The sequence below is a fragment of the Pseudoduganella sp. GW821-FHT12E03 genome (assembly GCF_058807115.1).
Genome location: NZ_JBXAQJ010000001.1, coordinates 272,215 through 294,031, shown reverse-complemented (window position 1 = coordinate 294,031; position 21,817 = coordinate 272,215). Strand labels below are relative to the sequence as shown.

Annotated in this window: 20 protein-coding genes; 3 read left to right on the top strand and 17 right to left on the bottom strand. The window is 57.1% G+C overall.

Annotated features, from left to right (window positions below; translation table 11 throughout):
* Positions 1-136 precede the first annotated feature (136 nt).
* The 3 genes from AC1RRC_RS01135 to AC1RRC_RS01125 all read right to left on the bottom strand — a co-directional run bounded on the left by AC1RRC_RS01135 (position 137) and on the right by AC1RRC_RS01125 (position 3,437).
* A complete protein-coding gene (locus AC1RRC_RS01135; RefSeq protein WP_493053402.1) occupies positions 137-1,282 on the bottom strand; it encodes an acyl-CoA dehydrogenase family protein in 1,146 nt (381 codons plus the stop codon).
* A gap of 9 nt (positions 1,283-1,291) precedes the next feature.
* Positions 1,292-2,482 (bottom strand): acyl-CoA dehydrogenase family protein, encoded by a 1,191-nt coding sequence (locus AC1RRC_RS01130; protein ID WP_493053401.1) that lies wholly within the window; start codon positions 2,480-2,482, stop codon positions 1,292-1,294.
* Positions 2,483-2,630: 148 nt separating this feature from the next.
* On the bottom strand, positions 2,631-3,437 hold the full coding sequence (locus tag AC1RRC_RS01125) for a glycine-rich domain-containing protein (protein ID WP_493053400.1): 807 nt from the start codon (positions 3,435-3,437) through the stop codon (positions 2,631-2,633).
* Between the two features lie 413 nt (positions 3,438-3,850).
* Between AC1RRC_RS01125 and AC1RRC_RS01120 the strand changes: the two genes are divergently transcribed.
* On the top strand, positions 3,851-5,221 hold the full coding sequence (locus AC1RRC_RS01120; RefSeq protein ID WP_493053399.1) for a S1/P1 nuclease: 1,371 nt from the start codon (positions 3,851-3,853) through the stop codon (positions 5,219-5,221).
* 3 nt (positions 5,222-5,224) lie between these two features.
* Here the strand turns inward: AC1RRC_RS01120 and AC1RRC_RS01115 are convergent, their stop codons facing one another.
* Complete coding sequence (locus tag AC1RRC_RS01115; RefSeq protein WP_493053398.1) at positions 5,225-7,525, bottom strand: gluconolaconase; 2,301 nt, start codon at positions 7,523-7,525, stop codon at positions 5,225-5,227.
* A gap of 132 nt (positions 7,526-7,657) precedes the next feature.
* Entirely contained in the window at positions 7,658-8,077 is a 420-nt protein-coding gene (locus tag AC1RRC_RS01110; RefSeq protein ID WP_493053397.1) for a thioesterase family protein, read from the bottom strand.
* Positions 8,078-8,240: 163 nt separating this feature from the next.
* Here AC1RRC_RS01110 and AC1RRC_RS01105 point away from each other — a divergent pair, with 163 nt between their 5' ends.
* Entirely contained in the window at positions 8,241-9,227 is a 987-nt protein-coding gene (locus tag AC1RRC_RS01105; protein WP_493053396.1) for an MBL fold metallo-hydrolase, read from the top strand.
* Between the two features lie 101 nt (positions 9,228-9,328).
* Here the strand turns inward: AC1RRC_RS01105 and AC1RRC_RS01100 are convergent, their stop codons facing one another.
* From AC1RRC_RS01100 to AC1RRC_RS01050, 11 genes are all read right to left on the bottom strand, one after another.
* A complete protein-coding gene (locus AC1RRC_RS01100) occupies positions 9,329-9,898 on the bottom strand; it encodes a hypothetical protein (protein WP_493053395.1) in 570 nt (189 codons plus the stop codon).
* Positions 9,891-10,331 carry a GCN5 family acetyltransferase gene (locus AC1RRC_RS01095; RefSeq protein WP_493053394.1) on the bottom strand — a complete coding sequence of 147 codons (441 nt, stop codon included), beginning with the start codon at positions 10,329-10,331 and terminating at the stop codon, positions 9,891-9,893. Before AC1RRC_RS01095 ends, AC1RRC_RS01100 begins: the two co-directional genes overlap by 8 nt.
* 211 nt (positions 10,332-10,542) lie before the next feature.
* Positions 10,543-10,947 (bottom strand): DUF3997 domain-containing protein, encoded by a 405-nt coding sequence (locus AC1RRC_RS01090; RefSeq protein ID WP_493053393.1) that lies wholly within the window; start codon positions 10,945-10,947, stop codon positions 10,543-10,545.
* A gap of 181 nt (positions 10,948-11,128) precedes the next feature.
* A complete protein-coding gene (locus AC1RRC_RS01085; protein WP_493053392.1) occupies positions 11,129-11,689 on the bottom strand; it encodes a hypothetical protein in 561 nt (186 codons plus the stop codon).
* A gap of 288 nt (positions 11,690-11,977) precedes the next feature.
* Positions 11,978-12,451, bottom strand: coding sequence for a hypothetical protein (locus AC1RRC_RS01080; RefSeq protein WP_493053391.1), 474 nt, complete (start codon positions 12,449-12,451; stop codon positions 11,978-11,980).
* Between the two features lie 173 nt (positions 12,452-12,624).
* A complete protein-coding gene (locus tag AC1RRC_RS01075) occupies positions 12,625-13,023 on the bottom strand; it encodes a hypothetical protein (protein ID WP_493053390.1) in 399 nt (132 codons plus the stop codon).
* Complete coding sequence (locus AC1RRC_RS01070; RefSeq protein WP_493053389.1) at positions 13,017-13,343, bottom strand: DUF8617 domain-containing protein; 327 nt, start codon at positions 13,341-13,343, stop codon at positions 13,017-13,019. Before AC1RRC_RS01070 ends, AC1RRC_RS01075 begins: the two co-directional genes overlap by 7 nt.
* A gap of 73 nt (positions 13,344-13,416) precedes the next feature.
* Positions 13,417-14,001 carry a hypothetical protein gene (locus tag AC1RRC_RS01065; RefSeq protein WP_493053388.1) on the bottom strand — a complete coding sequence of 195 codons (585 nt, stop codon included), beginning with the start codon at positions 13,999-14,001 and terminating at the stop codon, positions 13,417-13,419.
* Positions 14,002-14,009: 8 nt separating this feature from the next.
* Positions 14,010-14,402: a hypothetical protein gene (locus AC1RRC_RS01060; protein ID WP_493053387.1), complete on the bottom strand. Its 393-nt coding sequence runs from the start codon at positions 14,400-14,402 to the stop codon at positions 14,010-14,012.
* Between the two features lie 141 nt (positions 14,403-14,543).
* Entirely contained in the window at positions 14,544-14,951 is a 408-nt protein-coding gene (locus AC1RRC_RS01055; protein ID WP_493053386.1) for a hypothetical protein, read from the bottom strand.
* 496 nt (positions 14,952-15,447) lie between these two features.
* The gene (locus AC1RRC_RS01050) at positions 15,448-15,705 is read right to left on the bottom strand and encodes a DUF7336 domain-containing protein (RefSeq protein WP_493053385.1); all 258 of its coding nucleotides are present in this window, start codon (positions 15,703-15,705) and stop codon (positions 15,448-15,450) included.
* A gap of 653 nt (positions 15,706-16,358) precedes the next feature.
* Between AC1RRC_RS01050 and AC1RRC_RS01045 the strand changes: the two genes are divergently transcribed.
* On the top strand, positions 16,359-19,226 hold the full coding sequence (locus AC1RRC_RS01045) for a ligand-binding sensor domain-containing diguanylate cyclase (RefSeq protein ID WP_493053384.1): 2,868 nt from the start codon (positions 16,359-16,361) through the stop codon (positions 19,224-19,226).
* A 152-nt stretch (positions 19,227-19,378) separates the two neighbouring features.
* On the opposite strand, the gene AC1RRC_RS01040 is transcribed toward AC1RRC_RS01045, so the two are convergent.
* A complete protein-coding gene (locus AC1RRC_RS01040; RefSeq protein WP_493053383.1) occupies positions 19,379-21,637 on the bottom strand; it encodes a carboxy terminal-processing peptidase in 2,259 nt (752 codons plus the stop codon).
* Positions 21,638-21,817 lie beyond the last annotated feature (180 nt).

The following is a 21,817-nucleotide window of genomic DNA, read 5'->3' as shown; positions in this document are numbered from 1 at the left end:
ATACAAGTTCTACACCCAAATGTGCAGTGAATCAATGTGAAAGCCAGTGATATCCCTGCAATTGCCGGCATACGCGGCACGGCTGCAACGAACTGTGCCTCGTTGCAGCCAAACTGAGGCAGGAGGCTTGCGCGACTCAAGCGGCGTGCTTGAATCCCGGCTGGGCGATGAAACGTTCCAGGTGGTGGTCCGCATCGCCCAGGGTCAAATCTATCATGGCCAGCCGCTTGAAGTGGTGGGCCGCCGGCAGTTCGTCGGTCACGCCCATGCCGCCATGCAGTTGCACCGCTTGCTGGCCCACGAATTTCGCCGCCTGGCCGACCCGCGCCTTGGCTGCCGAAACAATGCGGCGGCGTTCTTCCGCTTCCAGCGAGGCCACTTTGACGGCCGCCAGCATGGCCATCGAACGGGCTTGCTCGAGGTGGATGAACATGTCCGCCATGCGGTGCTGCAGCGCCTGGAACTTGCCGATCGGCGCGCCAAATTGCTGGCGTGTTTTCAGGTATTCCAGGGTGGCGGCAAACACCGCATCCATGGCGCCCACCGCTTCCGCGCACAACAGCGCCGCGCCATAATCGGCGGCTGCTTCGAGGATGTCCCAGCCCTCCCCTTCCGTGCCCACCAGCGCCGACGGCGGCACTTGGACCTGGGTCAGGCGCACGGTGGCGGCGCGCATGCCGTCCAAGGTGCGGCAATCCGCGATGTCCACGCCGGCCGTCGCGGCCGGAACGGCAAACAGGGAAATGCCGCCTTTATCGCGCTGGCCGCCGCCGCTGCGTGCCGACACGATCAGCACACCGGCTTGCGCCCCGTGCAGCACCACGGTTTTCAGGCCGTCGATCACATAGCCGTCGCCATGTGGCGCACGGACGGCCGTCACGCCGATATCGTGCAAATCGTGGCGGGAATGGCGTTCGCCCAGCGCGGCGGCCAGTTTCAGTTCACCCGCCGCCACCTGCGCCAGCAAGTCGTCATGGCCACCGGCCAGTTTCAGGAATTGCGCACCCAGCACGGTGGCGAAGTACGGCTCCACCACCAGGCCACGGCCCAGTTCCTGCATCACGGCCAGCATGTCGATCGCCGTGCCGTCAAAACCGCCCTGCGCTTCCGGCACCGGCAGCGCCAGCATGCCCAGCTCCGTCAGCGTGGCCCAGGCCGCGTCCGAGGCGCCAGCGTCCGAATGGATAATGCGCTTGCGAGTCTCGAAACCGTAATCCTTGGCGATCCAGCGGCGCAGCGCGTCGGCAAATTGCTGCTGTTCTTCATTGAATTGGAAGTCCATGGTGTCTCCTTACAGGCCCAGGATCATCTGGGTGATGATGTTTTTCTGGATTTCATTCGAGCCGCCGTAAATCGACGTCTTGCGGAAATTGAAGTAGTGGCCGGCCAGCGGCGCGGCGTCGTCGTCACCGCCCAAGTTATGCTCACGCTCGCCGGACAGGTAGAGCGGATCAAACGGCAGCGCGTTCGGCCCCACCGCTTCCATCATCAATTCGCTCAGCCATTGCTGGATTTCCGAACCGCGCACTTTCAGCATCGACGCTTGCGGCCCCGGCGCATGCGCTTCCTGGGCAATGGTGCGCAGCACGGTGGTTTCCAGCGCCATCAATTCGATTTCCAGGTTGGCGACTTTCGCGGCAAACAGCGGATCTTCCAGCAGCGATTTGCCCTTCTTCATCTGTTTGGCGGCAATCCGCTTCAGCAAATGCAATTCCTTGCGCGAGCGGCCCACGGCGGCGATGCCGGTGCGCTCATGGCCCAGCAGGTACTTCGCATAGGTCCAGCCCTTGTTTTCCTTGCCGATCAGGTTTGCCACCGGCACCCTGACGTTATCGAAGAACACTTCATTCACTTCGTGGTCTTCGTCGAGCATGATGATCGGGCGCACCGTGATGCCCGGGGTCTTCATGTCGATCAGCAGGAAGGAAATGCCTTCCTGTTTGCGCACGCTGGTGTCGGTGCGCACCAGGCAGAAAATCATGTCGGCGTGCTGGCCCAGGGTGGTCCAGGTTTTCTGGCCATTGACGATGTAATGGTCGCCGTCGCGTTGCGCCGTGGATTTCAGCGAAGCCAGGTCGGAGCCGGACCCCGGTTCCGAATACCCCTGGCACCACCAGTCGTCGCAATGCAGGATGCGCGGCAGGTAATGGGCTTTTTGTTCGTCATTGCCGAACGCCATGATGACGGGCGCCACCATGTTGACGCCGAACGGCAGGATCGGCGGCGTCCCGGCGCGGGCGCACTCTTCTTCCCAGATGTGGCGCTGCACGGCATTCCAGCCCGGACCGCCGTGTTCGACAGGCCAGGCGGGCGCGGCCCAGCCCTGCTTCGCCACGATTTTGTGCCAGCGGACGTAATCGTCACGCGTCAGGCGCAAGTGGCGCTGCACTTTGCGCTGCAAATCCGCCGGCAAGTTCGCTTCGAGGAAGGCGCGCACGTCGGCGCGGAACGCCTGGTCTTCCGGCGAGTAATTCAGATCCATGCTGTGTCCCTTTATTGTTCGGTCCGCACAAGAAAAAGCACGACCGTTCAGTAAATTGTACAGCAGACTTCCGGGAGATCAACAGGGATTTTTGAGAAGTGTGGCAAGGCGGTCAATCTTCCGCCTTGCCGTGGTGTTCAGTGCAAGGTTAATGGACGCTGCTGAGGATCACCTGCTCGCTGCGGAAGCCAGCGGCCTGCGGCCGTTGTTCCAGCAGGGATTTGGTCACTTCGACCAGTTTTTCACGCCGGATCTGCACGATTTCATTGAGCGTGGCCAGGTCGGCCGGCATGCAAACGATCACCCACTTCGGCAGTTTCAACAGTTTTTCCAGCACGTCGAGGTGGGACAGTTTCGCATTCGCGCTGAACAGGTTGTGCGCCGGCGATCCGATGTGCTGCACCGTGTGGCGGAAGTTGCCAACCTGGATGCTGATGGTGTCGTTGTCTTGCCCGATGCCCGTTTGCGGCAGGCCGGACGGATAAATGATGCTGGCCAGTTCTTCCAGTCCGCGCGGGCCTTTGGGGCGGGTGCCGCACCAGTCATCGTCGTCCCAGCCAAAATACACGCGGGCCTGTTCCTTGGTGGCTTCGGCGGCGGCCAGCAATTCCTTCTCATCGGCGGCGCCCCGTTTGCCGAAGAAGGGGAAGTGATGCAACTGGCAGCCGAACAGGGTGGCGGTTTGCGTCAGGTACAGTTCCGTGTCCTGCAAGTGCGTGTGCCACACATAGTCGATGTATCTCGACGGCGAGACCGGCTTGCCTTGCGCGTTATGGGTGAGGAACAGGAAACCCTTGTATTTCGTGATGGCGTCCGCGGTCTGTTCCAGCGACATGCCCGGACGCTCTTCCGGATTCATCAGCTTGAAGGCCAGCGGACCGAAATCCAGGCTGTTCAGCTTTTGCAGGAATTCCCGCTGTGTCTCATTCAGTCGTGCCTCTGTGGTTCTGGACATGATAAAACCTCCGTGTTGTGACCGTCGACAAGGCTGGCTCCAGCCGCGCCGGCCACAACGCGGCCGTACCAGGCGCCCGCTATCAACTGCCTGCTTCGACGGGACTTATAACCTTAGTTAACAATGCTATTTCAATCACTCACGGGGATTCTCACCAATACTCACAGGTGCACATAATTATTATCATGATACGGACTCGGCTGATAGGCGTCCGCTCTTGCTCAGCCATGCCGCAGGGCGGGAATATAAAAATTGCTATCCAGAATTTATTGCCTTTCGTCATGATGGTATTGAATTGAAACCATAAAATGCCTATTCAATTCTCATTCAATCTGGCGTACGATAAATAGATACCATGTTCAAAAGTCAAAGTCAGGCAACCACAACGATAAGACCCGGACAGGAGGGATCTCATGAAAGACATTGCCGAAATTGCATCAAATGTAACAGACCCTATGGCAGTTATCAGCCTGTGCGCCCTGATTTTTTTTGGAATATTAAAACTCGTAATAAAAAATAATTTAATCCCACAAGTTGAGCAAAACCACGCCAAAGAAGTAATTCTAACCATAATCAATAAGTTGTTTATCATATCGATTACAGGAATGATGATGGGATTTACTGGATTCGTCATTTCGAAGATGTCTATCTCTAGGGAGCATATTCAAAAAATCGAAAAAGCTGATGATGCAACAAACAAACTACAGACAACGGTTGCGCTTTCAATCAATGCACTGCAACAGTTCAGCAACAAAATCCCAGAACAGCGCACTCAACTTTCTACCTACGCAGAAAAACTTCACAATCAAGCCGGCTCACTCCGTGAAACCCTCAGGGATAATACACATTACAATATCGCCCCTTCCCCTCAAGCAACCCGCTATCTGCATGCCGCAGAAGAAACTGTAAAGTCAATCAGGTTCGCCTTGTCGGCGCCGGAAGTTCTTTCCGTACCGTCAGCCCCGGAGCCAAATATGCCACTGGATAAGCCGATTTTTTATAGTGCCCCCGCACTACCACCGCCAGCTAAAGATTATCCGCGACCATCAAACTCTTATGAAAAGCCTTTACCGCACACAATATCAATACCAGTCTTGATTGCCATGAGACTGATCCATCCCATCGCCGAAAAGCGCATTGCAGGCATTCTAGGCGGAGATACACTTCTTCACCAAGTACACCAGCACTATTTGGAGATTCCACGCGCTCGTTTTGTTTTTGATCGCCATTTACCAGAAATTCCAGCTAGTGAAGAATACTTAAAATTAGACCATGACTGCGTAAAAAAATGCATTACCACCATACTATTTGAAAAAATACATGAGCTAAGAGACGGGTCGATAGAAAATAAAAAAATTGCTTTGAATGAGATCGTCCTAATAATAGCCCGCCTGCATGAGCCATTATGCTGCACCATACCGCAACGCGACAAGAAACAAGCTTTCGTTGTATACGAAGGCAGGCCAACCAATCTAGCAACAATTTGGAACAGCGTGATGCCGAAAGAAATAATCAGCGATAGTGAAATTTTCGATTACGCAACCAATCTTCTCAATAATAATCAGGAATCCCTACCAAACGTAACTACAACAAATCCACAAAGCTGGATTGCTGATAGTCACAAACAAGCAATCCGCATTTACAAGGATCTGGAAAATTACAATTCAAGACATTATATCAATCGCATGTACCTGAAACTTCCTGGCAACAGGGAAATCATTAACCTTCAATTATTGCATTCAGGCGTCCGATTGGCCTATATTCTAAATAGTGCCCTAATGTGATCGTTATTCGATATTCAAAGGCAAGTCGCGCCCCTCGGCCGCCACATTGCCGGCGTAATCATAGGCATGGATACGCAAGATATACGGGCCCGGCGCCAGTTCGGCAATACGCCAGACACCCGGCGTGACTTGGCCGTGTTCCAGCCGGTTGGTGACGGTATAGGCAAAGCGCGTGGCCTTGCTGCCATACACGGTGATGCCGCTGCTCGGCGCATACGCGAATTTGACCGCGTCGCGGTTGCGCGGCAACTGGTCATACAGTTGCGTCATGACGGGCTGTTTATAGCCCGAAGCCGGACTGCCGTCCGCGTTCAGCAACTGGTAACCGAGGCGGTACAGCCCGAGGCGGCGGCGCGCTTCATTGCCGTTCATCTGGTCCCAGGCATCGGCCACGATCACCAGCTCGCCCAGCTCCCGCTTGACCAACAGCGGTTTAAGCGGCTTGATTTCGGCGGGCGCCTTGTTCTTCTTGCCGGCTTTGCCTTTGGCGCGCTCCCGTGGCGCCCCCAGTGGCTGGCCATGCGGGTCAAACAGCGTGATGCCGGCGATGCGTGGCGCGATGGTGTCGCGCAGGCCGGGAAATGGCAGGCTGAGCGGATTGAGCGCCCCGCCCTGCCGGAAGTAATCGAGGTGCACGTGGGCCATGCCGTTGACCATGCCCAGCGTATCGCCGGTTTCAAAACGGGCGCCACGCCGCACCCGGATACGTTCCGGTTTGCCACGGGCATTGCGCAGCAGCTGGAAGCGTTCGTCGAGCGGCATGTTTTTCGCATTGCGGCCAACACGCATGTGGATGTAGGAGATATTGCCGAGGCTGATGCCTTCGCTCAGGGAGCCATAGCCCCAGTTCGGCAGCGGATCGCTGACTTTCACCGGGGCGATCGCCAGTACCGGCTGGCCGACATCGGCGCGGATATCCAGGCCCGAATGAAAATGGTCGCGGGGATCGCCTTCGAAATTGCCACGCACTTCGCCCATCACGCCAACCACTTCGTGCGGGCCGGTTTGCGGCGACAGCGGCCAGGGCATTGGTTTCAGCGGCGCCCCCTGGCGCCCCGCCACCGGGGAGGCACCTGTCCGCGCAACTGGCGGCGTAGCTGGCGCAGCGCTTGCCTGCCCGGCCCCCTGCGTGGCGGCACGCGCCCCGGGCAACGGCACCGCCGCCATCAATGCCGCGTCGACAGGACGCGGCGCGCCCTGCGACGGCGCGGACTTTCCACTGTCCACGCGGGTAATCCGGTGCACGCGCTGGGTGGCGGCATCGGCCACCACGATGCCGCCATTGGCGGCCAGGGCCAGCCCGCGCGGCTGGAACAACTGCACTTTGCCATCGCTGCCATAGCCGGGCTGCACCACCTGGTCGACATCGCCCAGCGCATCCATGCCATTGGCAGGTGTCAGTTGCAGGATACGGCCGCCATGGGCCGCGATATACACGTGACCATCATGGGTGCGCACCAGCGCCAACGGCCTGCGCAGCAGCGGCCGGCGCTCGCCTTCCGGCGCGCGCGCCACGGTGCTGACCACGCCATCCTTGCCGATACGGCGGATCGCATCATTACGGGTATCGGCCACCAGCAGCGCGCCATCGGTATCAATCACCAGCGCGCACGGCGTATCGAACGAGGCCTTTAATGCCGGACCATCCACGTCACCAGGCATGCCGCTGCCCGCCAGCGTCGTGACCGTGCCATCCGGCGCAATCTTGCGGATCGTATCGTTGTAGGTATCGGCCACATACACGGCGCCGTCGCCATCCACCGCCAGTCCAACCGGACCATTGAATTGCGCGGCCTTGCCCAGGCCATCCGCCGTGCCGGCCACACCGCTGCCCGCCAGGGTGCTGACCGTACCGTCCGGTGCTATTTTTCGGATCGCGTGGTTGCCGGTATCGGCCACATACACGTTGCCCTGCTGGTCGATGGCGAGGCCGGAGGGCGTGTTAAAACGGGCCTGCTTGCCGGGACCGTCCGCATATCCTTCCACACCACCGGCGACGGTGGTGACGGCGCCGTCGGGCGCAATGCGGCGGATGCGGTTGCCATCGCCGCCGTCGGCAACATACACATTGCCGCCGGCATCGATCGCCACGCCGTACGGATCGGCAAACTGGCCGTCGTTTCCGGCCACCAGCGATACCTTGCCGCTCCAGAAATTCGGCGTGGCTTGCGGCCCGGTGTCCGGCGGTGCTTCGGCACGGCGCGGCTCCGGCGCCCTGCTGTCGCGCGCATTGAACCAGTAGGCCGTCGCGCCCAGAACGGCCGCGGCGCCCAGCGCCAGCAAAATTGGTTTAGAAGTTCCCACGGCGGCCGGAAATGATTGCAAAAAACACTATTGTAAGGGTTGAACCCGCGGCGAGGTGCTTCCCTGTATTTTTCGTCGCCTACTATTTTCTGCGATCCCTTACTATTTCGCGCGCTTCCCCGCTACCTCGCGCTAGCGGGGTGCCTTGGCACCGACCTTGGTCTCGAATTTTGCCTTGTTGATGACAAATCGCTCGTGGCGCCCCTGGGAAATCAAGTCCACGCCATCATGCGCTTCAACAGTAAAGGTCAGCTTGCGGCCTTCCACCGCGATCAGTTCAACGGTGGCGGTCACTTCCAGCCCCGGCGGCGTCGCCGCCACATGCGAGACATCGATATGGGTACCCAGGCTTTGCTCCTCCGGCCAATCGAGATGCGGATTAATCGCCCTGATGCAAGCCCATTCAAGAAAACCCACCAAGAATCCCGTGGCAAAGACTTCCGGCATGGCGAGAAATTCCTCGGCCTCGGGGTATAGCGCCGGAACCATTTTGGACCGGGGCAACGTGAATGTGTGCCTGAACTTAATGCCGGGTTTCAGGGTCTCTTTCATGGTGCGGCGTCCTCATAATTTCGTGTCCGGCAGGATCGCCGTCAAACCGCTACAATTGCCAAATTCTCAATAATTCCCACACTTTTGCATGCCTGCCGTTTCCTCCAGATACCGCGCCATTCTACCTGCCGTTGCAGCCGCCATTGCCCTGCTGCTCGCGTTTTTGTTCGCTGCCTCCTGGCTGGCAAAAGCGCCCTATGCCAGCAACCATGTCTTCGGCAAAGTCCGCACCGGCGAACTATGGAGCCCGAACGCGCGCTACATCGACGACTGGTATGCCGTGGAAAAGCTCGATGACAGTACGTTCATCATTGGCGAGCCCAAGTCCTCGCAATACAACATCGCTTATCTGCTGGCCGGCCGCGAACGCGCCTTGCTGATCGACACCGGCTCCGGCGAACGTCCAGCCGCCGCCCGCAGCATGCGCGATGTGGCCGAATCCCTGACCACCAAACCCGTCATGCCGATGCTGACGCACTTCCACTTCGACCACACCGGCGACCTGGCTGCCTTTGACAGTGCACTGGTGCTCGCCACGCCCGACCTGAAGGCCCGCGCCGAGGGCGGCACCCTGCAAATCCACGCCACGGAATCCCTGACCGGCGCGCACATTTTGCGCATCCAGCGCTGGGTCGTACCCGGCGAAGCGATCGAGCTGGGCGACCGCGCCATCGAGGCGCGCGCCACGCCCGGCCACGCCCACGAATCGGCCAGCTTCATCGACCGCGAACGCCGCTATGTCTTCACGGGCGATTTCCTGTACCAGCACCTGGGCGGCCTGGTCGCCTTCCTGCCCGGCAGCGACGTGACGGTGTATGCCAGCGAAATCGGCAAACTATTGCAAACCACGGGCGATGGTTACCGCTACTTCGGCGCCCACGGCGTGCCGGAGTTCGATGCCGCCTGGGGCCACAAAGTCCATCGCGCCATGCAAGACCTGGCAAGCGGCAAGGCCACGCCCCGCCTTGGCGAAAGCTACCTTGCCCCCGGCCTTCCCCTGCGCATGCACCAGCAAGACCAGTTGCTGATCTATCAGGCGCCGTTGTCGTGGGGAAACTTGGCGGCGCTGGCGGCCGTCATGGCGCTGGTCACCGCCCTATTCTGGCGGATCTTCCGCGCGCGGGGCGCTGACAGGGTTGGCGTCCTCTGAGACTGAAAATCAACCATGCGCCGCGGCCAGTCTTGCTGGTAACTCGGGCGTATTCTTTTACACCTGGTGCGCGGACGCCGAAATATTCCGAGGGCTTGGCGTCATGCGATGGACAGCATATGAGTCTGAGGTTCAGACGATTCTTGCTCGATTTCGCGAAGAGCGTCCTTGATAGGGATGTTAAAGGTTCGCTGATCCGAACGACCGTCCCGAGCTTCTCGTAGCCAGAAATCGAGGTGCTTGAGGTAGGGACGATCTACTTTTTGATCCCATTGAAAAGTTGTCAAGCTCCGGCTCAGCGCTTCGTGTGTAAAGGCAAGCGGCCAGATCTCAGTAGTGCGGATTTTTCGGCCTAGGCGTCGAACATCAAGAGCGCGAATACTGACGAAATAGACATCGCCAAGCAGTGTTCCCCGCTCGATATGCAGAATCTGAATGGTTGAAGCGCCCTCCCTGGAGCGTGTGTCATAGCTCCATATTTGCCCCGGCGCAAATGCGCGTTTGGGGCCGCAGCCCGTCAACGAGAGCGGGAATGCCAAGAGCAAAAGCAAACTGTTGAATCGTTGATTTCGCACGTGCGTGTGCTCGCCGGTCTTCAGGTTCCCATCGGGGTGAGGGGTGTCCCCACGTCTTGCAGCGTAGGCCGTCCAGTTGATTGCGCGCTTAGACATTTCCCCTCACTCGCGGCGCAAGCCCACGAAGTATTTCGAGTCGATTGGGCGGTGCATTCGGAGAGAAGAAATCAGGGATTGTAAATTCGTCGCGCTGTGGCCTGGACAGAAATGCGACCGGCCATTCCGTGACCCGCTCAGCTTGAACGTGCACGTATTGCCCCCGCTCAGGCTCATCAATGTATTCGCGCTGAAATACCAAGGCAAGGGGTTTTTCAGCCCAAGCATTTTCAGTTGAGAACGTTTCGGCTTCTTCAAATGTCTCGAACGCAAAGTAATAGTCGCTTCCGTCACCTTCATCCGGAGCGCCTCGTTCAGGGTGACACCAAACCCTGTATTCAAGTACAGCATCCCACACGAAACCGCCGCCAGCCTTTGCCGAGTTGGGATATTCGCCGACTTTTGATGGATCAAGAACTGTTGGATAAATCATGTTTTAATGTATTGAATTCAATGGCGCCGACGACGTCGGCTGGAACGAATTGATAAGCGCCGTTTAGTTACGACGATCTCCGGCAGCGAACCATCATCAGTATCAAAGCAATCGAGCAGTTTCATTTTACGCTTAACGTCTTCTAATTAATCGGGCTATTCAACCGCAACATCAGGCGTCGGCTGCAATGCTAACTTAGGATTGCCAGCGATCATTCAAGCGAATCCAAGGTTTTAGAGAACCTTGGCAACCCCAGTTTCGTCGACATGTTTTTAAAGTCCTCTTCACTCAACGGCCCCAAAACCACTTTCGCAGGGTCCGCTGCGACATAGTCGTTGACACTGTCAATGACAAAGTAGTTGGTGATATCTTTTTTCCCGTCTGGGTGCTGTTTGGCGACCAGATAACGTCCATCCCAACCGACCGCAAAAACGACGCCATCAATTCGTCCCGAAATCCGGTCGTTATCACTGGCGAAGCTCAAGGTAACAGCGTTTGGCTCATCTATCCAGCCAAGCCGATACGGCCCGCCTTGCCACTCGACACCTGAATCAAAAAGATAACAGCCAGCAATAAAAGGAACGATAGCGTAAAGTATGTATCGGAAAATATTCATCAATTGTCTAGTACAATGCCGAGCTTGCAGTCTGGGCTAGATCGAATTTTATATGCCAGCTAAATATAGAGCACGTCTTGGTGGCAGCCAGCATCAAGTTCACCGAAAATCGCCGTAATCTTTGCACCGCTCATGAAGGACAAAGTGGCGAGATCTGTCCGATACCAAGGCAGACAAGAGGTCAATCTTGCCCCATGAATATAAATTCACCTGTTTCGACATTAATAATTCCGGTTTGCGTTGAGTTATATGAAATAAGAATAAAATACCCCTTACCCTTTACGGAATCCAGCATCCACCGATGAACTTGGCCAATAAAAACGATTTTAGGTTGTGAAAAGCGATAAGATTCAAGACGTGCATCTTTGAACGGATTTTTACGCCAAATTATGTCACCCTCCGGGGAAATTGCAACAACATGCAAACCATCGTCCTCAACATATAAAATATTTCCAGACTTTGACTCTTTATAGGAAAGCGGCTCCGTAAGTTTTTTCGAGCTATTTAGATAAGGCGTTTCAGTGGCCTTTGCATAGAAAGAAAATAGAAGAAACAAGAGAAAAACAAAAACAACTTTGATAAAAATATTATCGCCATGCATATGAATATCATGCCCATCAAACGTACCGAATTCAGCCAGGCCGCATGCGCCGACTGGAATGCAGGGTTGGGCTCGTGTCTTATCAAGCTTCTTAATCTTTATCATTCGGTCGTTGATATCCGCACTCCAGCAGCGTTCCATTAGACCAAGTGCTTATGTAGCCCATGCCGTAGGGAGGAAACACTGTGACTCCTTCATCAGTATTTACAATATCGAAGTCTATTGATAGTGAATCTACGTCTGCCCGAATTTCAACAGTTTCACTTGGTCGCAGCCAAAAATCCTGGCCCTCTGGTTCCGTGAACAACAGCATCAGCTGAGACGTTTTGTTTGAAATCTTTTTGCACTTCTCCACAATCACTCCCATAGCATCCAACGAAGTAAGTTCAACCGCAACGCCAAGCGTCGGCAGCAATGCTTGGTTGGGTATTACTGTCCAATATCGATTTTATCCGCTGAGACCCGAATGGCATCTGCATAGCAAGCCAAGCTCGCGCTGTAGAACTTTGCCGACAAATACATTGATACTTCTCGCGCCTTCGGATACGCACGTCTTTGATCCTTGCTCATACTAGAAAACCGCTTAAGTACGTTGTCTTCAAGCATGCGCTGGCCGGCACAATCGCATATTTTTTCTGTTTTTAGGGGATGACTCGAAAATTTTGACATATCACGAACCATATTTTCATCGACTGCCTTTGCACAAAGAGGCTGCAATCCAGATATTAACTGCTGCGCAGGGTCTTGCGCGCTTGCCATTGTACAGAGAGCTAAGAGTGGCACTGCCAAAGCGTGAAATTTCATATAGTCTAGCATTAAACAAAAGTTAACAGTTTTATAACGATTAGCAAAGATTACGTATGCTTGTTCGATAGCAATTGGATCATTACCGTAAAGACTCAAATAATCGATGCCATCGGCAATGTAATGAGACCGCTAGTCATAAGGTATGCAAAGGTTATCCGTGCTCTACTGAAGTCATTGCTCAATTTCACGACACAATCTCCAAAGAGGCCCAACAAAAATTCACCGGACCGCCCGGTTTTCGCGCGGGTCGGGTGTACTGCTGTATTGGGCTACTTTCTGATATGTGGTTCGCCTTTAACACGAACCACCTCCACAATCTTTGCAACTCCAAATCCACCAAAAAACAGAGGTCTTGCCTCCAACTTAGCCCGGAGCGTGTAGCCCTTCTCCGCCATATCCCAAGGGGAAACCGGCGACAGCCTTACCTTATCTTCAACAGATAAATACAGCATCGGCGCAACGTCAAGCCTTGCAGGAGAATTTCCAACCAAGCTTTCGAAAAAAGTGCGGTTGTCACTCGGCAGTTCAATAAGCTGGTAGCGAACGTTTCCTTCAAAGGTTTGATTTTCCTCTCCGCTCGGGATCCGATAGACGGCAAGGGAAACCCCAGACCAAACAAGTGTCGATAGCGTGAGAAACAGTATCGTCCATTTAAGATATTTCAGCATTGTCCCCCCGGCCCAATGTGATCAATCAGCGCCGCTGATAGGTGTCCGGCTGGCCCCGTCTTTGGCTCGAATACGCGAAAAGATGACTCGTTCGGCTTTTCCCACATAAGCCGACCACATTTCGGGCACTCATAAAGCCGTCCAACGCATTTTCGCCAAATTCTGTCTCCAGCAGAGTCCATATTCTCATCGAGCGCATCGCCCTGCGCCTCTGCTTCGATAAGTGGCTCATAGTCTTTGTCAAGGATAGTCAGCCATCCTTCATCCGGAATGGGACTAAGATTGTGAACGAAGCCACACGGACAAGATAATTTTGGCATGTGCTAAGCAGATCAACGTGCCGGATAATCGGCGCGCTTCAGCGCGTCCGTGTTGATTAAGTTGTTAGCCGAGTTATAGCACATAGAGGCCACTTTTCTCGGCCAACTGCTTAATGTGATCAACAGCAGTAGGTTTAGTGAAAAAGAAATGATCGGTATCATCCCAGCTTTCAAGGTACACGCAATCTAACTCCGGCAACGCAACCTGGAAATGTCGGTGCCCTAGCGTACGACCACCGCGCGGCGTGCAATATGAATCCAGCGCGGCCTGCGATCTGAATTCCCGAAAAACTAAGCGGTCATTCCGCCGCCCGCGAAATACAAAGGACAAGGTGGAAGTTGTAGCCACTAGCATTCTACAAAAATTGACATGCAACGCGTCACGGCGAGACTGCTCGATAGCAGTTACATTTTCAAGCAAGTCGCACGCTTCTTCCCTCGATAGCCAGTGATCGAAGACCGTTACAGAAACAATTTGAACGTGATCAGGACGTTCGCCTTTAATCAGCTCTTTCAGCCATGGAAACTGGCGGCGTAACGCTTCCTGCTGGGAGCAAGGTAAATTCAGTAGGCGACGGTTGTGCATGGCTGCTAAACGTAACTGTTCAGCGGCGCCGTAAGGCATCCCTTGGAACTGTTGGTTGGAACGCAGCGTCACAATAAGCCCTATGTCTGGCTGAGAAAATAGGAGAGTTTTCGCAATGGAATGCCCCACAACAGGTTGAACTTAAAGGTCTCGAAACTTGCGAAAGTTGGACCACGCTCATAGCTCGCGCCACCAGTCCTTGCATTTATGCGGATAGACGATTTTTCCGACCGCCCACCGTAGCCAATTGAAACGGGCACTACCCATTCGCCATTGATAAGTTTACCTTCGCCGGGCCCGCCACACAGGCTAATGTACCCGCCAAAATATGCTCCGGCAATTTCGTGAGCTTCAATATCACTAATGCCATCGCCAACTTCGATATCGGCGAGCTCTTGGCGATAGCCATCTCGCGCCTTTGCCTCGTCGGCTGTAACAAGGACAAAGAGGACGCACGGCACCAGAAATAGCATCGCTATGCACCACCAAAATATACGCCGATAGCTAGCCACCAAATGTCTCCCAACGTTGGACGTAGCCGGACGCTACTGCGCGAAGCGATGTGGCGGTACGGTTGACGGAATTGTTGGGCAGTAACTGCATTCAAAACTCCCTTATCGACGTACGCGACGTAGCCTTTTTCCTGGCACACCAAAGTATCTGACCGCTGATCGCCGGCCACGGGCGTTTTCCACTGTGACGAGGAAGTGGCGCCCATATGCGGCATCAGTCCCGAATCGGACTTGAAGGAGTCTTAAATCTTCAAGTTCAACACCGTGCTTGGCACAAAATTCGGGAAGTACTTCTCGATAGAGCGAAACTGCGCGGGCGAGGCTAACGGATGCAGGCGAGCCCGTAGTGGTGGCGTTCAGGAAATCCACAAGGATATGCCCCTCTTTCGATGCAGCAGCTTCGGCAAAAACATCCATCGCATAATATCCAACCAGAAGACCGATTCCACTCGCAAACGAGTCGGCAAAGTTATGCCCAATTGCCTTGATCGTTCCCAGCTTCGCAGTCATATCTTCAGACTCATGTATTTACGCCCAACGTGAGAATTCACCGGACCGCGCGGCTTTTCACGCGGCTCCGGTGGAGTACGGGGTTGAGCCATTAATATGCCCCGCCTTGGGGAATACAGCCATCATTATCATGTAGCTTCCCCTCCGTGATCATATCCACTGGCTTGCAAGCATCGTTAAAGCTCCAGACATCGAAAGCATCACCCGGCACAGCATGAGCTTCCAAATGACCTTCAAACTCCTCGAAGTCATCAAAAGCAAAGATTCGAGGACAGTTTGCACCGCGATAAAACCCGTGTTGTACGATGATCGGGCCGCGCGAAAGAACCTCTTGAATCTTTTCGACGCTTTCTCCGATAGTATTTTCCCGTCGATCGTCCAGTTGTCCGGATCGTACTTATCAAATATCCGAGTCATATCCCTCTCGCGGCCCAACGCGAGAATTCAGCGGGCGCCGCAGACGCTCCGCTGGAATGAAAGGTTGGGCTTTTTAAATTCACTCCACACCGAATCCGTCTTGCCAGTGTACCTGACCCAATTCATAAGTATTGATCTCAAATCCATCTGGATGCTCTCGGAAACCAGGCTTGGGCAGCAATGTTGCGATTGTCGCTCTCGCTAGTTCCTTCGAAGGAAACACGCCAATGAGCTTGGCATTTTCCTTATATTCGTCATCACCCCGAACATGCCAGAGCAGATACACTATTTCCATTAAGCGGCCCAATGTGATGTAGCCCCCCCCTAAACGGTGCATTTCCTCCCGCCCATCGCAGAAAATCCCACCCCGAACAGACTACTTTTACTTTATTATCAAAAGCTTATGCCAATATAGCACACCCGAATCCAAGCAGACAAACCCGCCGTCCTGCCCGCCACGTCAAGTAAATCGCCACGCTTACCGCAAACGCCGCCGATGCCACCAAGCCCATTGGCATATCAACCGCCCTGGCGCGTTCCGGCCGTTGTGCCAGCGTGACTCGCGCGCGTTGCAATCAGTGCGGACCGGACCGCGTCCATGTAGTCTAAGTTTTAGTAGCCGATATCAGTGGATCGAACAGCGTCTTAATCGATAGCGGTCCTTGGTAAAACCGCGTTTCGCGCGGAAGACACGTCAGCTTCCCGGACTGGCGCCGCAGTCGGCTGCACGGTACGGCAAGTTTCCATCGGGCGGGTGTACGAACCGGTTCTTGAAGCCGGCGTAGACACCCAAAAACCGTGTAACGCCGTCCTGCACACCTGTGGATTCGCGCCGAATCAAGGATTGGCCATTTTTAGCCCAGGGACAACGGACCACGGGATTTGAGGATTTTCCTATACGGAGTCCGCAATAATTTGTGTACATTGAGGGAAATCAAGCCAAACGCATTTCCTATGAGCCTGCGTTTTCTTCCTCCCCTGCTGCTCGCCATGGCACTCCTGGCGCCGATTGGCGCTGCCGCCCAGCAATTGCCGCTGCAGTATCTCGGGCAAGGATTGAGCAACCTGTCCGTCAACGCACTGGCGCAGGACCGGCAAGGCTACCTGTGGGCTGCCACGGAAAACGGCTTGTTCCGCTTTAATGGCGCGGACTTCAAGCGCTATGCGGGAGCCGAAGGCCTGGCCGAGCAGAATGTCACGGCGGTGTACCACAGCCGCAGCGGGACGCTGTGGGCGGCCAGCTACGAAAACCTGTACCGGTTGCAAGAAGGCCGCCTCGCGCCGCTGGCTGCGGACGGCAAGGCCCTGCCGGTATGGCCCGGGCAGACCATGGCGGACAATGCCGCCGGCGACTTGCTGGTGATCTCGCTGGCGCGCCTGTTCCGCGTCACGGGCAGCGGCGTGGTCCGTCCCTACTTCAGCGCGGACCAACTGGAACAGCAGCCTGCGTTGAAATCCATCCGAGCGATTTACACGGATGCGGATGCCAGCCTGTGGCTCGCCTGCAAGGAGGCACTATGCCACCTCAGCGGGGATCGCGTGACGGTATGGGGTGCTGGCCAGGGCTTGCCGGCCGCGACCTGGACCAGCATCACACGCGACAGCAATGGCGCCTTGTGGGTGCGCAGCGCCAAGCGCGTGTTTGCCCTGCCGCCGCAATCGGCACGGTTCGAAGACCGAACGCCGCCGGACGACCTGTTCCGCAAAACCCATGTGCGCAGCGAGTTACATGCCGACAGTGATGGCCGGATGTTGACCAATGGCGACCCGGGAATATTACGCTGGAACGACGGCCAATGGCAGGTGCTGGGCCCGCGCAATGGCTTGAACGCCGGCGGTGGCGTCACCGATATCCTGACCGATCACGGCAACGGCACCTGGCTGGCGACACGCGGCCGGGGACTGGTGCACTGGCTCGGTTATGGCAACTGGGAAAACTGGACCACGGCACAGGGCCTGCCGGACGATGTCATCATTTCCATGCTGCGCGACCGCGCCGGGCGGCTGCATATCGGCACGCGCTCCGGCCATGGGCTGCAGGTGCCCGATGGCGGCCGCTTCGAGACGGCGCCCACGCCGCCTGATTTGTCCGGACACCAATGGGCCAGCATGGCGCTCGACCGCGCGGGCCGGCTGTGGGCCGGCACGTATTCCGGCCTGCTGATGCGTTATCTGCCGGAGAGCGGGCAGACCGAACTCATTGCCAAACTGCCGCTGGTCACCCAGGTTTTACCGGACGGGAAAGGCCAGATCTGGCTCGCCACCGGCAACGGCCTGTATGTGGTCCCGGAGTCGGCCGCCGCCGGCAGCGCGGTGCTGCGCGCACCGGTGCCGGCCGCGCCGGGACGCGACGCCGACACCCAGGTGGTGCACGGCTGTAAAGACCTAAAAGGCGACCTGTGGTTTGTCAGCTACCGCGATGTCCTGCACTATGACGGTACTGCGTGGCGCGTGCTGCCTTTTGGCGCCTTGACGGGCAAAGCCGACTTCAGCAGCATCGCCTGCGCACCGGACGGCACGCTGTGGGCCGGCAGTACCGATAAATTATGGCGGCTGCACGTGCACGGCGCGCCGGCCGCGCAGCGGATCGATCCAGCGGTCCTGCGCGAGCGATCCGTGCAAATGCTGTATGTCGACAGCCGGGGCTGGCTGTGGGTTGGCACCGATGCCGGCTTCGCGGTATGGAATGGTGCGCGCTGGCGCATGACGAACCAGTCGCTCGGCCTGGCGTGGGACGATATCAATGGCCGCGGGTTTTACGAAGACCGCGACGGTTCGATGTGGATCGCCACCAGCAACGGCTTGTCCCACCTGGCGCGGCCCAACCGCCTGTTCGATGCGGCGCAGCCCCGCGCGGTACTGGAAGAATCGCTGCGCGGCGCCCTGCCCGTGCGGCTCGATGGCAATGCGCTGGACTGGTCGGGCGATCCGCTGGTATTCCGTCTGGCCAGCCTGGCCTATGAAGACCGCCAGGGGCTGCAGTACCGCTACCGGCTGGCGGGCAGTGAGCAGCAATGGAGCGTTACAGCCGCGCCCGAAGTGCGCTATGCCGCGCTGCCGGGCGGCGATTACCGTTTCGAATACCAGGCCATCAACGGCGCCAGCGGCGAAACCTCGCCGCTGGGCCAGACGACCTTTACGATCCTGCCGCCATGGTGGCGCAGCTATCCGTTCTATGGACTGTGCGTGGCCGCCATCCTGCTCGGTTTCCTGGCCGTGCACCGCTACCGGCTGCGCGCGATGACGTTGCGCCAGATTGAACTGGCCGTCATGGTGCAGGAACGCACGCGCGAACTGGAGCAGTCGCGGGAAGAATTGCGCATGCGCGCCCTCAAGGATGGCTTGACGAAGGCGTGGAACCGGAGCGCCATGATGGAGTTGCTGGAACGCGAAATCGAAAAATGCCGGCGCACCGGCGAATGCTTCGTCCTGGTGTTGCTGGACCTGGATTTCTTCAAGCGCGTCAACGACACCCACGGCCACCTCGCCGGCGATGCCGTGCTGGTCGAAGTGGCGCGGCGCCTGGCCGTGGCCATGCGGCCCTATGACGCGGTGGGACGCTATGGCGGCGAGGAATTCATGGTGCTGTTGCCCGGGCTGACCTTGCCGGACGGCGCGCACCGCATCGAAGCGATCCGCCACGAAGTGCGCACCGTGCCGGTCGATATCGGTGGCGGACAGTTGCTGGAGGTGACGGCCAGCTTTGGCGCGGTCGCGTTCACACCGTCGCACCAGTTGGCCGCGACGGAATTGCTGCGCGAAGCCGACGAAGCTTTATACGCGTCCAAGCATGCCGGGCGTGACCGCATCAGCTATGCGGACGGGGCAAAAGACACGGAAAACGCGCTGGCGGAATAAAAAAAAGCCCGCTACGGGAGCGGGCTGAATCTATTTCCTTGGAAGGAGAATAGAGGAGACATAAGCATGATGCTGCACTGCGCCAAATATTTCCACTTTAGATTGGTGATGTCGGAAATAAGTGGCGCGTATATTTATCGGAACCGCAATGATTATTTGCCAAGGTCCGCAACATACGGCAGCACGCGCGATGCCAGGCGCGTATCGGTTTTCAACAAGCCCACCTCGTCGGCCAGGATGTGCACGGCTTCCATCAGCAGCACGTCCTTGGCGGCTTTGGCCGCCTTTTCCGCGTCGATGTCGGCGGCCAGGCCGCGTTCATCGGCCTGCAAGCCGTCATCGGTGCGCAGCGCGCCTTTGACGGCGGCGACTTTCTTCTCCGGCTTGCCGTTTTTCGCGGTGGCCGCAGCGGCGGCCGACGCGGCCACCGCCTTCACTTGCACATCCTTCGGATCAGGAATCAGCACCGGATCATCCGGCGACAGCGCCGCCGTGGCCAGGCGCTGTTCACGCACCTTGGCGCGTGCTTCCTGCTGGTCGCGTTCCTTGCGGCGCGCCACTTCGTTGAGCGAAATGACGTTATCCTTGCGCAGCTTTTTCACGGTGGCGATATCCTCTTCCAGGTATTGGAAGTCCTTGTCGCGCGCCACGCGCTGCTCGTGCTTCTTGTCCAGCAGCGGCACGATTTCCTTCAATTCGCCCGCCGGGATGTACACCGCCGGCTTGATCGAAGTCCATGGCAGCGCGTTGTCGTAGCTGGATTCACCGAAGTTGTCCGGGTCCGACATCGACGGCAAGGCAATGTCCGGCTGCACGCCGCGCAGCTGCGTGGTGCCGCCATTAATGCGGAAGAATTGCGCCACCGTCATTTTCAGTTTGCCGTAGCGCGGTTTGTCGGTGGCGTTATGGCCATCGAGGTTCCACAGGGTTTGTACGGTGCCCTTGCCAAACGATGGCTCGCCGATCACCAGGCCACGGCCATAGTCCTGCAGCGCCGCCGCAAAGATTTCCGATGCCGAGGCGGACGAACGGTTGATCAGGACGCCCACCGGACCATCCCATGCCAGACCCGCGTGCGTGTCGCTTTCGACTTCCACGCGGCCGGCGGCATTGCGCTGCTGGACCACCGGGCCCTTGTCGATGAACAGGCCGGTCAGTTCCACCGCTTCATTGAGCGAACCGCCGCCGTTATTGCGCAAGTCGATCAGCACGTTGTCGACTTTTTCACGTTTCAATTCCGCCAGCAGGCGGGCCACATCGCGCGTGGCGGACTTGAAATCGCGGTCGCCACGGGCGCGCGCTTCGAAGTCCTGGTAGAAGGTTGGCAATGCAATCACGCCGATGCGGCGCTTGGCCGTGCCGTCGCGTACTTCAAAGATGGATTTCTTGGCCGACTGTTCTTCCATGCTGATCTTGTTGCGCACCAGCGAGATCTGCGCCAGTTTGCCATCCTGCCCCGCGTCGGCGGGCAGGACTTGCAGGCGCACCGTGGAGCCTTTGGCGCCACGGATCTGCGACACCACGTCGTCAATCCGCCAGCCCACCACGTCCTGGAAGGCACCGCTGTCACCCTGCGCCACGCCCACAATGCGGTCGCCGACTTTCAGCTTGCCCGACAAGGCCGCCGGGCTGCCCGGCACGATTTCGCGGATCACCGTGTAATCGTCACGCTGCTGCAACTGCGCGCCAATGCCTTCCAGCGACAGGCGCATCGCGATGTCGAAGTTTTCCGCAGCGCGCGGCGCGAGGTAATTCGTGTGCGGCTCGATCGACATGGCGTACGCGTTCATGAAAGTCTGGAACACGTCTTCCGTCGACAGCTTGCGCGAACGGCTCACGTAGTTTTCATAGCGCTTGTCCAGGGTGGAGCGGATCGACTTGTCATCCTTGCCGGCCAGCTTCAGGCGCAGCCAGTCGTTTTTTACGCGCTTGCGCCACAGGTCTTTGGCTTCGGCCTCGTTTTTCGGCCAATCGGCCTTTTCACGGTCGATCATGTACGACTCGTCGGCCGTGAATTCGAACTTGCCCTTCAACAGCTCGCGCGCATACGCCATGCGCTCATTGAAGCGCTGCTGATAGAGGTTGTAGATCGCGAACGGGACTTGCAGGTTTTCCTGCATGATCGCGTCATCGAGCCGGGTGCGGGCCGATGCGAACTGGTCCACGTCAGCCTGCACAAAGAACAGGCGGTCGCTGTCGAGCAGCTTGAAATAGCGGTCGAAGATCTTTTCCGACATCGCATCATCGAGCGGCGTCGCCTTGTAATGGAAGCGCGACAAGACGTGAGAGGCGGCGACGGCGGCCTGACTTTGCGCAGCGACCGGTTTGGCATCGGCCTTTTCCGGTACCGCGGCGCCCACCTGGACTGAAATCGCCAGCGCGATTGCGCTCAACAGCATCTGCTTCTTCATCGGCATACCCCCTCAAAACTTTTCATGGAACCGGCGCACCATATATGTGCCGGCGCTTCGGCTTATTCTACAGCGCGTATAGCGGCTGCGCAGCCTATTTCCCGTACAGATACAGGCGGAAACCTTAAGGCAGGATTAAAATTGGCAGGCTGTCAGGCTCAATTGGCAAGGTTTGGCGGC